This is a genomic window from Syntrophomonas erecta subsp. sporosyntropha (genome assembly GCF_055395365.1).
The window spans coordinates 1,455,705-1,467,997 of the sequence record NZ_AP042459.1 but is presented as its reverse complement, the minus strand read 5'-3'; the positions used below and the strand labels follow the sequence as shown (position 1 = coordinate 1,467,997).

The 12,293-nt window shown below is 51.2% G+C and carries 17 protein-coding genes; all 17 read left to right on the top strand.

Annotated elements, in window-relative coordinates; translation table 11 throughout:
• The first annotated feature begins 49 nt into the window (after nt 1-49).
• The 17 genes from ACZ5Q0_RS07180 to ACZ5Q0_RS07100 are packed head-to-tail and all read left to right on the top strand — an operon-like array spanning nt 50 to nt 12,286.
• Complete coding sequence (locus ACZ5Q0_RS07180) at nt 50-1,273, top strand: phage portal protein (RefSeq protein ID WP_464827086.1); 1,224 nt, start codon at nt 50-52, stop codon at nt 1,271-1,273.
• Nucleotides 1,270-1,977 (top strand): head maturation protease, ClpP-related, encoded by a 708-nt coding sequence (locus ACZ5Q0_RS07175; RefSeq protein ID WP_447182332.1) that lies wholly within the window; start codon nt 1,270-1,272, stop codon nt 1,975-1,977. The genes ACZ5Q0_RS07180 and ACZ5Q0_RS07175 overlap by 4 nt, the downstream gene beginning before the upstream one ends.
• Before the next feature lie 16 nt (nt 1,978-1,993).
• The gene (locus ACZ5Q0_RS07170) at nt 1,994-3,193 is read left to right on the top strand and encodes a phage major capsid protein (RefSeq protein ID WP_447182331.1); all 1,200 of its coding nucleotides are present in this window, start codon (nt 1,994-1,996) and stop codon (nt 3,191-3,193) included.
• 9 nt (nt 3,194-3,202) lie between these two features.
• On the top strand, nt 3,203-3,532 hold the full coding sequence (locus ACZ5Q0_RS07165) for a hypothetical protein (RefSeq protein WP_447182330.1): 330 nt from the start codon (nt 3,203-3,205) through the stop codon (nt 3,530-3,532).
• 21 nt (nt 3,533-3,553) lie between these two features.
• Nucleotides 3,554-3,826, top strand: coding sequence for a head-tail connector protein (locus ACZ5Q0_RS07160; RefSeq protein ID WP_447182872.1), 273 nt, complete (start codon nt 3,554-3,556; stop codon nt 3,824-3,826).
• Between the two features lie 2 nt (nt 3,827-3,828).
• Nucleotides 3,829-4,167, top strand: a complete 339-nt coding sequence (locus ACZ5Q0_RS07155) for a phage head closure protein (RefSeq protein ID WP_447182329.1) — start codon at nt 3,829-3,831, stop codon at nt 4,165-4,167.
• A complete protein-coding gene (locus ACZ5Q0_RS07150; RefSeq protein WP_447182328.1) occupies nt 4,157-4,540 on the top strand; it encodes an HK97-gp10 family putative phage morphogenesis protein in 384 nt (127 codons plus the stop codon). The genes ACZ5Q0_RS07155 and ACZ5Q0_RS07150 overlap by 11 nt, the downstream gene beginning before the upstream one ends.
• Nucleotides 4,537-4,905, top strand: coding sequence for a tail completion protein gp17 (gene gp17, locus ACZ5Q0_RS07145; RefSeq protein ID WP_447182327.1), 369 nt, complete (start codon nt 4,537-4,539; stop codon nt 4,903-4,905). The genes ACZ5Q0_RS07150 and gp17 overlap by 4 nt, the downstream gene beginning before the upstream one ends.
• A gap of 3 nt (nt 4,906-4,908) precedes the next feature.
• Nucleotides 4,909-5,793, top strand: a complete 885-nt coding sequence (locus ACZ5Q0_RS07140; RefSeq protein ID WP_447182326.1) for a major tail protein — start codon at nt 4,909-4,911, stop codon at nt 5,791-5,793.
• A 48-nt stretch (nt 5,794-5,841) separates the two neighbouring features.
• On the top strand, nt 5,842-6,138 hold the full coding sequence (gene gpG / locus ACZ5Q0_RS07135) for a phage tail assembly chaperone G (protein WP_447182325.1): 297 nt from the start codon (nt 5,842-5,844) through the stop codon (nt 6,136-6,138).
• A gap of 44 nt (nt 6,139-6,182) precedes the next feature.
• Complete coding sequence (locus ACZ5Q0_RS07130) at nt 6,183-6,344, top strand: hypothetical protein (RefSeq protein ID WP_214082559.1); 162 nt, start codon at nt 6,183-6,185, stop codon at nt 6,342-6,344.
• Nucleotides 6,345-6,358: 14 nt separating this feature from the next.
• On the top strand, nt 6,359-8,734 hold the full coding sequence (locus ACZ5Q0_RS07125; protein ID WP_447182324.1) for a phage tail tape measure protein: 2,376 nt from the start codon (nt 6,359-6,361) through the stop codon (nt 8,732-8,734).
• Nucleotides 8,724-9,500: a hypothetical protein gene (locus ACZ5Q0_RS07120; protein ID WP_447182323.1), complete on the top strand. Its 777-nt coding sequence runs from the start codon at nt 8,724-8,726 to the stop codon at nt 9,498-9,500. The genes ACZ5Q0_RS07125 and ACZ5Q0_RS07120 overlap by 11 nt, the downstream gene beginning before the upstream one ends.
• The gene (locus ACZ5Q0_RS07115; RefSeq protein ID WP_447182322.1) at nt 9,493-10,905 is read left to right on the top strand and encodes a hypothetical protein; all 1,413 of its coding nucleotides are present in this window, start codon (nt 9,493-9,495) and stop codon (nt 10,903-10,905) included. Before ACZ5Q0_RS07120 ends, ACZ5Q0_RS07115 begins: the two co-directional genes overlap by 8 nt.
• 4 nt (nt 10,906-10,909) lie before the next feature.
• A complete protein-coding gene (locus ACZ5Q0_RS07110) occupies nt 10,910-11,521 on the top strand; it encodes a hypothetical protein (RefSeq protein ID WP_447182321.1) in 612 nt (203 codons plus the stop codon).
• 11 nt (nt 11,522-11,532) lie between these two features.
• Nucleotides 11,533-11,874 carry a hypothetical protein gene (locus ACZ5Q0_RS07105; RefSeq protein ID WP_447182320.1) on the top strand — a complete coding sequence of 114 codons (342 nt, stop codon included), beginning with the start codon at nt 11,533-11,535 and terminating at the stop codon, nt 11,872-11,874.
• Between the two features lies 1 nt (nt 11,875).
• Nucleotides 11,876-12,286 carry a hypothetical protein gene (locus ACZ5Q0_RS07100; RefSeq protein WP_447182319.1) on the top strand — a complete coding sequence of 137 codons (411 nt, stop codon included), beginning with the start codon at nt 11,876-11,878 and terminating at the stop codon, nt 12,284-12,286.
• Nucleotides 12,287-12,293: the final 7 nt, after the last annotated feature.

The following is a 12,293-nucleotide window of genomic DNA, read 5'->3' as shown; positions in this document are numbered from 1 at the left end:
TCTTGGCAACGAGATGTTTTTTCATGCCCATTTTCAGGAGGAACGATTTATGAAAATACCTTTTCTTTCGGGCTTGCTGAAGCCCCGAGCCAGTCCTAAAAATCGTCTGTATGGCAGCACATACAGCTTTTTCTTAGGCGGGACCGCCAGCGGCAAAACCGTCAATGAAAGAACAGCCATGCAGACCACCGCCGTATATGCCTGCGTCCGAATCCTGGCAGAAACTATAGCTAGTCTGCCATTGAATGTTTATCGATCCACGGACAATGGCAAGGAGAAAGCCACAGACCACCAGCTATATTATCTGCTCCATGATGAGCCTAATCCGGAGATGACTTCATTTGTGTTTCGGGAAACACTGATGAGTCATCTTTTATTATGGGGCAACGCCTATGCCCAGATAATTAGAGACGGTAGGGGCCGAATCTTAGCTCTTTATCCCCTCCTGCCTGACCGCATGACAGTGGATCGGACAACCGAGGGGCAGCTCTATTTCGAATACCGCAAGGACACCGGATATGTGATCTTAAGGCCGGAAGATATACTGCATATTCCCGGGCTTGGTTTTGACGGACTAGTGGGCTACTCTCCTATCGCTATGGCCAAGAATGCCATCGGCATGGCAATCGCCACCGAAGAATACGGGGGTAAATTCTTTGCCAATGGAGCCAGTCCAGGCGGAGTTTTAGAGCATCCCGGTGTAGTCAAAGACCCGGCCCGAATCCGGGAAAGCTGGAACGCGGTCTACCAGGGCAGCGGCAACGCCCATCGGATAGCGGTTCTTGAAGAAGGTATGAAGTTCCAGTCCATCGGTATACCGCCGGAACAGGCGCAGTTTCTTGAAACCAGAAAGTTTCAGACCGAGGAGATATGTCGGATCTTTCGGGTGCCGCCCCATCTGGTGGCCAACTTGGATAAAGCCACTTTCAGCAACATCGAGCATCAATCTATCAGTTTTGTAGTCCATACCATCCGGCCCTGGCTGGTAAGGCTCGAGCAAGGAATGAATAAAGCTCTGCTCAGCCCATCCGAAAAAGGCCAGTATTTTGTGGGTTTTGTAGTGGACGGACTACTGCGGGGCGACTATGCCTCGAGGATGCAAGGTTACGCCATAGGTATTCAAAACGGCTTCTTAAGCCCCAACGATGTAAGAACCTTAGAAAACATGAACACCATCGAGCATGGCGATATTTATGCCATGAACGGCAACATGCTGAAGCTTGAAGATGTGGGCGCGTATGCCAATACCAACAGAAAGGAGGTCAGCCAATGAGCAGAAAGTTTTGGAACTGGCTCAAAAACGAGCAGGAGCGAACCCTCTTTTTAGATGGGTATATCGCTGAGGACAGCTGGTTCGAGGACGATATTACCCCCAAGCAGTTTAAAAACGAGCTCTATGCTGAGGATGGGGATGTGGTGGTGATGCTCAACTCTCCAGGCGGAGATGTATTTGCCGCCAGTCAAATCTACACCATGTTAAAAGAATATCCTGGACATATCACCGTCAAAATCGAAGGGCTTGCTGCCAGTGCGGCTTCGGTAATCGCCATGGCGGCAGACGAGGTTCACATGTCTCCGGTAGCCATGATGATGATCCATAACCCCGCCACCGTCATATTCGGGGAAATATCTGACCTTAAAAGCGGTATTGCCATGCTGTCCGAGGTTAAAGAAAGCATCATCAATGCCTACGAGCAGAAAACCGGTTTATCAAGAGCCAAAATATCGCACATGATGGATGCCGAAAGCTGGTTTAATGCCTGGAAAGCAGTGGAGCTGGGCTTTGCCGACAAAGTCCTGTACACAACCGAAGAACACCTAAACGAGCCGCCCAGTGCGGCTTATCTTTTTGACAAAATGACGGTCACCAACGCGCTGGTAAAAAAGTTTCCGCTGCCCCAGGTTAATAACCCTAAACCGCCGACCGGCACCCCGCTTAGCTACCTGGAAAAGCGGCTCAGCCTATTAAAACATTAGAATGGGAGGAATAACCATGAGCAAAATCTTAGAACTGCGTGAGAAAAGAGCCAAAGCCTGGGATGCCGCTAAAGCCTTTCTGGACAGCAAGCGCGGCACTGACGGGCTCCTTTCCGCCGAGGACGTTGCCACCTATGAAAAGATGGAAGCCGATGTGGTAAATCTCGGCAAAGAAATCGATCGGCTGGAGCGTCAGCAGGCATTGGACGCGGAGCTTAACAAGCCCGTCAATACACCCATTACCGGCAAGCCCGGCCAGCCCAACCCTGAGGATAAAACCGGTCGGGCCAGTGACGAGTACAAACGAGCCTTCTGGAACGCCATGCGCAGCAAGGCAGCGGGCTACGAAGTATTAAACGCGCTGCAGGTGGGAACCGATTCCGAGGGAGGCTACCTGGTTCCGGACGAGTTCGAGCGTACCCTGGTCGAAGCTCTGCAAGAAGAAAACATCTTCCGCACCATGGCCAAGATCATCCAAACCGCCAGCGGTGATCGTAAAATACCGGTCGTAGCATCCAAAGGAACTGCTTCCTGGGTAGATGAAGAAGGCGCCATTCAGGAATCAGACGATGCCTTTGGGCAGGTTTCCATAGGGGCCTACAAACTTGCGACCATGATCAAGGTATCCGAGGAATTGTTAAATGATAGCATCTTTAATCTGGAGTCATATATCGCCCGGGAATTTGCCCGCAGAATCGGTGCCAAGGAAGAGGAATCCTTCTTCATCGGTAACGGAACCGGCAAGCCGACAGGGATTTTCAATGCTACCGGCGGAGCGGAACTGGGTGTAACTGCTGCCTCGGCAACAGCTATTACGGTGGATGAGATCATGGATCTGTTCTACAGCCTTAAGTCCCCTTACCGCAAAAACGCCGTATTCGTGATGAATGATTCCACTGTCAAAGCCATCAGAAAATTAAAGGACGGCAACGGCCAGTACCTGTGGCAGCCCTCCATTTCTGCCGGACAACCGGATACGATTTTAAATCGTCCGGTCAAGACTTCAGCCTATGTACCGACAATTGCGGCAGGGGCTAAAACTATCGCTTTCGGCGATTTCGGCTACTACTGGATTGCTGATCGGCAAGGCCGTTCCTTCCAAAGGCTGAACGAGCTTTATGCGGCAACCGGTCAGGTAGGATTTAAGGCAACCCAGCGGGTGGACGGCAAGCTGATTCTCTCTGAAGCCATCAAGGTACTTAAGATGAAAGCGTAGGTGTGAGTTATGAGCAATGTAAAAAACTACACTGAGCAAGGCGGCGAGATAACCGTTATTGGCGGATCGCTTGAGATTGCGGCCAGCGGCAAGCTGACAATTGCGGAAGGTGCAACAATTGAAGGGATCTTATCCGTCCCGGTGGTTGATGCCCTTGACTCAACCTCAGCTACCAGCGCCCTGTCGGCTAAACAGGGCAAGGTTTTAAATGATGCTATTGCTGCCAAGACCGCTGCCAATCAGGCCGACAGTATTGCATCCGAGGTGGCCGAACTGGTGACCGACTTCAATGCCCTCCTCGCTAAGCTTAAAGCCGCGGGACTTATGGCAGCCGAGTAATGAAAGGCGGTGGGCGTATTGGTGCTTTCTTTGGAGGAAGTAAAACTGTATCTAAAAGTAGACGGTGATGAAGACAATACGCTCATCACCGATCTCATAGGTGCCGCCGAGGAGCTATGCCAGGACATTCTGCGCTTTCCCCTGACCGAATTTGCCGAGGTGCCGGAAACAGTTAAACAAGCCCTACTCTATGCTATCGGCAATCTTTATGAACTACGGGAAGCAGTCGACATGAAAGCATTAATTGAGTTTATGACCAGGCTCTTATTCGCCTACCGCCGAGAAGGGTGGTAATTATGAAGAAGCGCGATTTAATGGGTCAGATGCGACAGCGTATTGCCTTGCAGGCCAAGACCATCACCAAATCAGAAGGCATCCCCCTAGAAAACTGGACTACAGTAGCCACAGTGTGGGCAGCAGTGTCGGACATATCGGGTAAAGAATACTTCCAAGCGGGGGCCTTGCAGTCGGAAGTCACCACCCGGATTAAAATTCGCTACCGAACCGGGATAACTACTTCCATGCGGGTATTATATGGCTCCCGGGTATTTCAAATTCTGTCGGTAATCGATAAGGACGAGCGGCACCGCGTAATAGAACTGATGTGCAAGGAGGTGATCCCCGGTGGCGGGTAATCTGACTCTGGAAGGTATGGACGAGATTTTAGATAGGCTAAAGGAACTGGGGCAAAGAGCCGCTCCGGCAGAGAACCAGGCCCTTTATGCCGGGGCCAAGATCGTTCAGGAAAACGCCAGCCAAAAAGCGCCGCGCAGTTTAAAGGCTAAGGAGCATCTGGCCGACAATATCGTGATTTGCGAACCAAAGCAGGATGAAAACGGCAAATACGTGGAGGTGGGGCCAACGGCTCCCTTTTTTTATGGCAAATTTCTGGAGTACGGCACCTCCAAGATGACCGCCCGCCCTTTTATGGGTCCGGCTCAAGCCGAAAGCAAAAAACAGGTGCTGGAAACCATCAGGCAGACCTTGAAAGCGGGGCTTGACCTATGATCAATGTCAAACCGGAAGTCCTGGCGGCTTTGGAAGGAAACACCGATCTGCTGGCTTTATTGGGCGGGCCTTATATCTACCAGCTGAAAGCGCCGGAGGGCTTAGACAAATACATTACTTTGTTTGAGCTAACTAATTTCGATTCCGCCTGGGCAGACAACACTGCTTTTATGGCTGAGGTGCATCTGCAAGTGGATGTGTGGGTAAAAGCAGCCAGCACCTCCCCTATTACCGCCGAGGTGGACAAAACCATGAAATCATTAGGCTTTAAAAGAACTAGCAGCGCCGATCTTTATGAAGACGATACCAAAATATTTCACAAAGCGCTCAGATATGTGACTGAGCGGGAAGTTGAAGGAGGTTAAAAAATGGCAGGAGTACAAGTAGGCTTAAACAGCCTGTATTACGCAGTTCTTACCAGCGATACGCCTTTAGCAGCGACATATAACAGCCCGGTGGCCATAGCCGGGGCTATCAACGCCAAAATAAGTCCCAAGAGCAACACAGAAACCCTGTACTGCGACGACGGGCCTGATGAAACCGTCACCTCGCTGGGGGAAATCGATGTGGAGTTTGAGACTAAAGATATTGACCTCAACACCCAGGCGGTCCTTTTGGGACACAGTGTCACCGGCGGGGTGCTGATCAAAAAGTCAACCGATACTGCGCCCTATGTAGCTCTGGGATTCAAGTCCAAAAAGAGCAACGGCAGCTACCGCTATGTATGGCTGTATAAAGGGAAATTCGCCCTGCAGGAGCAGGAGTACCAGACCGCGGAGGATAAGCCCAAATTTCAGACCCCCAAAATCAAGGGGACATTTATTAAACGCACCTTTGACAACGCCTGGCAGAAGATCGGCGATGAGGATCATCCCGATTGGACAGCTTCAACCGGCACAAATTGGTTTACAGCGGTGGACGGAGCGGCCCCCGACCCTCTGACGGTGACAATAAGTCCGGTGGATGGTTCCAGCGGAGTGGCGGCAGACGCTAACCTGACCTGGACCTTTGCCAACGCCATCCAGGCTACCGATGTAACCGCCGCCAATTTTATCTTACTGAAGGCTGATGATGGGTCTTTAGTTGCTGGAGTTCTTAGTATCAATACGGAACACAAGGTGGTGACTTTCAATCCGGCCAGCAATTTGGCCCCGGGCGCGGATTACATCATGGTATGCACGCAGGGTGTCAGGGATATTTACGGCCAAAACCTGGCTAATGCCTCAATCGGCAGCTTCACCACCGCCGTTTAAGCCAATCAGGGCGGTTTTTGTACCGCTATCACACAGGGAGGGATATCGATGGAGAACCCCAGGATTACCCTTAAAGGAAAGACATACACCGCGCCGCCGCCCAAGGTCAAACTCTGGCGCGAAGTGACCAAATTCAAGTATAAATTCGGCGATAAAGAGCAAGGCGATGAGGAAGCTCTAAGCGAGATGGAACGCTTGATCGCCGCTGCCTTTAATCACCCGGAAATAAGCGCTGAGGTTATTGAAGAGGAACTGGACCTGGATGAGTTTGTCCCCCTCTTTTACCAGATTGCCAGCTGGGTGGCCGAGGCCGTCAGCCGCAAGATGACAGAACTCCCAAAGTAAATCCCGCCGACGGACTTGACCTAAGCCATCTGTCGGCTTATCAAATGGTGGTGTATTTCTATTTGAGCTTGGCCCAAAGCTACCACTGGCTCCCGGAACAGATTGACGCCATGACGCTTGATATGTTCTGGGATCTGCTCATTGTTGGCTCTGTAGTTAACGAAGCTGAAAACAATCCTAGCGGGTACATTGATGATATTTGGTAAGGGGATGAGAACAATTGGCAGAAACCATCGGTGAACTGCTGGTCAAAGTTGGTCTGGACAACACCGGCTTTAATCAGGGCATGAAAGAATTGGATCAATCGCTTAAGCTGGCCAGGGCGGAGTTTCAGGCAGCCGCCGCTAAGATGGGAGATATGGGCAGCGCCGCCGACCAGCTTAAATTAAAAGTTGAATACTTAAACAAGCAAGCTGAGATACAAAGGCAGAAAGTTGCCGCCTTAAAAGATGCCTATGAAAAAGCGGCGGGCAGTACCGAGCAGGATGCGGTCGCGGTGGAAAAACTGCAGATCAAAATGCTGCAGGCCGAAAAGGTTCTGGCCAATATGGAACACTCCCTAAAAAATACGGTCAAAGAACTGGAACTGCAAGCTTCCGCTTGGACCAAGCTCTCTAAAAAGGCCGAAGAAGCCAGCCAGAAATTAAAAGCAGCGGGCAGCAGCATCACCAGTGCCGGTCAGGGAATGTCCCTGGCGGTTACCGCACCGCTTGCAGCCGCCGGAACCGCAGCGGTGAAACTGGCCTCAGATACCAATGAAGCTCTGAACAAGGTGGAAGTAGCTTTTCAGGATAACGCTGAAGGCGTTAAAAACTGGAGCGATACCACCCTGGAACGCTATGGCATCGCTAGGGGCACTGCCCTGGATATGGCTGCTACCTATGGGGACATGGCCACCAGCTTGGGACTCAACACCGCACAGGCGGAAGAAATGAGCAAGACTCTGGTGGGTTTGGCCGGAGATCTGTCCAGTTTTAAGAACATCAGCATCGACATAGCGGATACCGCCTTAAAGTCGGTATTTACCGGCGAGACCGAATCTTTGAAAGAATTAGGCATTGTTATGACCCAGGCCAACCTACAGGAATACGCCTACAGCCAGGGGATTAAAAAGAAGATCCAGGATATGAATCAGGCGGAGCAGACCCAACTCAGGTACAACTATGTCCTGGCCATGACCAAGAACGCCCAGGGGGATTTCGAGAGAACCGGGGCGGGAACGGCTAACCAGATGCGGGTATTCTCCGAAAGCATAAAAGAGCTGGGGGCTACCATGGGACAGCATATCCTGCCGGTTATAACCCCATTAATCCAGAGATTAAATGAACTGGTGCAAAGATTCGGTGCTTTAAGTCCCAGCGCCCAAAAAACCATTCTGGTTGTGGCGGGGGTGGCTGCCGCCATAGGCCCGGTTGTCCTCATTATCGGTCAGCTGGTCACCGCCGCCGGGGCCATCTCCGGTGTAGTCGGTACAGCTGCAGCCGCTATGGCCAGCGCCGGTGGGGTAACCGCAGCGTTGGGGGCGGCTTTTTCCGCCTTAACCGGTCCTATTAGTATCGCCGTAGCCGTTATCGCTGGTTTGGTTTTGGCTGTAAAGGAGCTTTGGCAGAACAATGAAGGATTTCGTAACACGGTCAAGGAGATCTGGGCGGATATTGGGAACATTATCGCCAAAGCCGGAACTGCCATTAAAGTGTTCTGGGACAATTGGGGTAAAGATATCACTGCAGTATTCACCAATATCTGGAACATTATCAAGGCGGTATTTCAGACTGCAGCGGAAGTGATTGTAAACGCCTTCGGCTTTTTCCTGGATGTCTTACAGGGAGACTGGCAAGGAGCCTGGAAGCATATCAAAAACATTTTCATCACCCTGTGGAATGGGATTAAGACAGTGGTGGTCAACGCTTTCGAGGGTCTAAGAACCCTGCACAACACGCTGCTGGAAATAGGTACTCATATTATTCAGGGTTTGATCGACGGGATTAAAGGCCGGATTGAGAAAGTCAGGGAAATCGCCGGGGAAGTTGCCGAGACCGTAAAGAACAGGATTAAAGAAGCCCTATCCATCCGCTCCCCCTCCAAGGTGATGCGCGAATATGGCCTTAATATCAGCGAAGGCTTGAGCACCGGCATGCAAGAAGGAATATCCTTTATAGAAGGCTCGGTATCCGACATTATTGCCACCTTGGTCGATATGAAGAACAGCCTGGAAAAAATAACGGCTGAAACCAACGCCAAGCTGCTGGAGGCGGAAAAAGAGTACGCCGACCAGTGCCGGGAAGTCAAAAGCAAACTGGCCCAGGATGAAATCGCTTTGCAGCAGGAACTGTCCGATAAATTAGCCGCTATTACGGCGGCAGGCTTAGAGAAAGAAGCCCAGGCCATAGAAGCCTACAAACAAAGCTATGCGGCCAAGGTGGAGTCCATCAAGAACCAAATTGGACTTTTTGATGAAGTGAAGCCGCAAAAAGTATCAGGCAAGTCCTTGCTTGGCAATCTGGAGGACCAGGTTAGTCAGTTTGACAGCTGGCAGGCCAACTTGAAATCATTGGCCGCCAAAGGGGTTGATGAGGGGCTGATTGATGAGCTTTAGACAGATGGGGGTCAAGGCGGCTCCTCAGGTCGCGGCGTTAAATACCTTGACAACTGATGAGCTTAATCAATATGTAAGCCTTTGGAAAACCAAAAACGCCCAGGCCCGGGCGGAAGCCAATATCGAGATGCGTCAGGCCCGAGTTGAACTAGGCCAGCGCTTAAGCGAGATCAGGCTGGAAACCCAGAATCAACTTACTCAGCAGACTATAGAAATGCAGAACAAACTCATGGAAATGAAGGCCAAGGCCGATGAGGAGCTGGCCAAGTACAAAAAGGCCTGGGAGGAAAAGAACGGTGAAATTAAAAAGAATGCCGCCGAAACCATCGCCACCATCGAAAAGAAATATGAAGAAATAGTCAAGAAATCGGCCGGGTATGGCATCCAGGCTATGAGTGAGTTAATCCGGGGGATAAGGTCCAGGATGAGCGCCTTGCAAAGTGTCATGGACGAAGTACGAAGCATAATGGGTTCCGGTATGGACCCCAATCAGCGCAGTTCCCCCTCTCTAGTAGACAAGATAAAAATCGGGGTGGCTGATATAACGGCTGCCTACAGCAGCCTAAAAAACAATTTAAGGGGTCTTGACTTGCAGAGTGCTCTGGCAGGAGTTGCCCCTTTAGCCCTGGGTACGGTTGCTGCTAATACAACCAGTAACAGCTCGACTACCATCAACCAGATCAGTATAACGGTCAATGGCACCGCTGACGCGGGCGAGCAGATTTACCGGACGCTCTTGGCCAAGGGGGTGCGTTTCAGTGGCTAAAAGCCTTAAGATTGCCGGGATGGAGCGCTGGCCCGACTATCGCCGGGGGAGCCTTACTATCAGCCAAATCCTTACCAGTCAGGTGGACAGCTGCTCGTTTGCGATTAAGGGAGCAAAACCTTTTGAGGGCAGTGAGGTCATCATCGAGGATAGCGACCTTACGGAGTCCCGGCTCTTTGCCGGAACCATCGACCGGGTGGAACTGGTGAATTATAAGGCTCCGCTGGTGTGGAAGGTGGACTGCCAGGACTATACCCTGCAGATGGATAAAAAGCTGGTGGTGGAAACTTATCTGGGCTTAAATGCCGACACCATTGTACACGACATCCTGCTTAAATATTGTCCCGGTTTTTCGGCGGCGGGGATAGCCAGCGGCGCACCGGTAATCGAGTCTACCGGCACCGAATTCAACTACAAAATGCCGTCGGAATGTATGAGATGGCTGTGCGATTATATCGGCTGGCAGTGGTATGTGGACTACTACAAGGTGGTCCACTTTTTTGATCCTGCCCAAATGGGAACTTCTGCCCCCATGACCTTGCAGCCCGGGGGTCGTTTTAGCAATTTCAAGGTAAGTATCGACCACCAGGGACTGCGCAACCGCGTATATGTTTTGGGCGGCAGCATGCTGTCCGACCCACAGACTATCGAGTGGAAAGCAGACGGTGCGGCTCGCATCTGGGTGCTCCCTTGGGTTCCTAATGAATGTAGCTTGCAGGTGGGCGGTACAGTGCAAAACGTCGGGGTTGAGGGTGTGGATGAAGAAGATGCAAAGGATTATCTGGTAAACCTCGGCGACGGCTACCTGCGCTGTTCAGCTGATACCGATACGCCCGAGAGTGGCGTGGCCATTTCGCTTACCGCCCGGCAAAGCATTGATGTCATTACCGTGGTAGATGATTTGGCCAGCCAGGATTCCATTGCCACCCTGGAAGGCGGCGACGGGGTGTATGAGCACTATATCAAAGATGATACCCTGACCACCATTGAAGCAGCTGAAGCGGCCGGAAATGCCGACCTTAGGGAATGGGCTAATCCTAAGACCAGAGGCAGTTTCATCACCGCAGTGCCGGGATGGGAACCGGGACAGTTAGTAAGCATTGAGCTTCCCGAACGCGGTGTAAACGCAGTTTTCCTGGTACAAAAGGTGACCATCTCCTTAAGTGAAGTAGGTCTTTGGATATACACCATAGAATACGGCGGACGCCCCTTAGGGATAGCCGATTTTCTTAAAGCCCTGGTCTCCGCCCAGCAGAAGAAAAAAATGAACGACACCAAACTGATCCATAAGTTCGTTTATGGAACCGAAGCCATAGCGATAAAAGATGCGTTGCTTACAGCAGGCAGAAACCGGCCCTGGCTGGTCGAAAGCTGTGCAAGCAGCGCAGTAGTGATAGGAGGTTGATGTAATGGCTGGCGGATATATTCAAGTCCCGCCCGACAGCATCGGGAAAAAGTTAAACGCGCGCTACCGGGCGATTGAAGGCACAGCGGGCTATGAGCAGTATGTGGCCCTACAAGGGCTTCCTACCTTTTATTGTTTAGCGCGTAGCATTTCTCTGGCGCAAAACAAACATTTGTTTTCCATATATAACGATGCGGGCAGCGGGTATTTAATTCGGGTCCCTAGGCTATCCATTGTCAACATGTCACTGACATCGGTTTCCGGCGTAGGGGTGGAACTGGATTTTATGCGTACCACCAGTCAGAGCGGTGGTACGGTTATAACTCCGCAAAAAGCTGACACGGCGGATGTTAACCTGACAGCGACAATTCATATTGCTACCGGAGCCACCATTGCTGAAGGTGCCTTGCTGTGGCCGGTAACTCTTAATAACGATGAGATACCTCTAACCCTTAATGCCACTCCTTTGCTGGATTTCAATATGATCCCCCGGGGAATGGATGTCAAACCTCTATGTGTACGACCGGGGGAAGGTTTCACCATCAAACAGATAACCAACACCAGTGTCGGCCTATGGTCAATACTGGCGGTGATTACAGCTGAGGATGTCGCATAGGAGGTTTGACTATGTCTATGATATGGGAAATATACAAATGGGGGCTTGAGCACATCCCGCAACCGGAAAGCCAAGCTGTACCCACTATTGGCAGCCTGGCCCGCATCTATCCCCAGACCCAAGCTATGTCATTGCCTAGGGGGCTACAGATATCGACGAGTATTGATGGCAGCCAGTGGAGCCCATGGGCGGATGTGGACTTTTCCAAAGCTGTGACAGTACCTTTCCCGGGCTTTATCAAATTCAGAGCCTATCAAAAAGCGAACGTGCAGGTCTTTAACTACAAATCGCCAGATGAAGCCGACTCGCTGGTTGGCCTGACGGTGGTATTAGGCCAGTATGGAGTGGTGTGACATGAAAGACACTATCAGCTTTAAATCAGAATGGTACTTGGATTACGGGGACGGCAAAGTTATGGGCCCCTTAAAAAACTATGTTACCAGCGCAGGCTTAAGTATAGCCGCCCAGAAGCTGGCCGGGCTATCCAGCCCCTATCTCGTTATTGGTGATGATACGACCGAAGGGGATACCATATCCGAAGTTTACCGCAAGGCAGTATCGGTGGTGACCCAATCCGGCAACATGATCCGCTTAAGGACGGTTCTCTTGGCTGGAGAAGGCAACGGGCAGCACCAAAAGACATGTATCTTTACTGACGCCAGCGATGCCCCCGGTTCAGGCATTATGTTTAACCTCTTAAAAGTACCCTGGGGCAAGGAAAACCAGATGATTTTGACAGTGGAATGCAGGCTTACTCTGCAGTAGGGGGTGA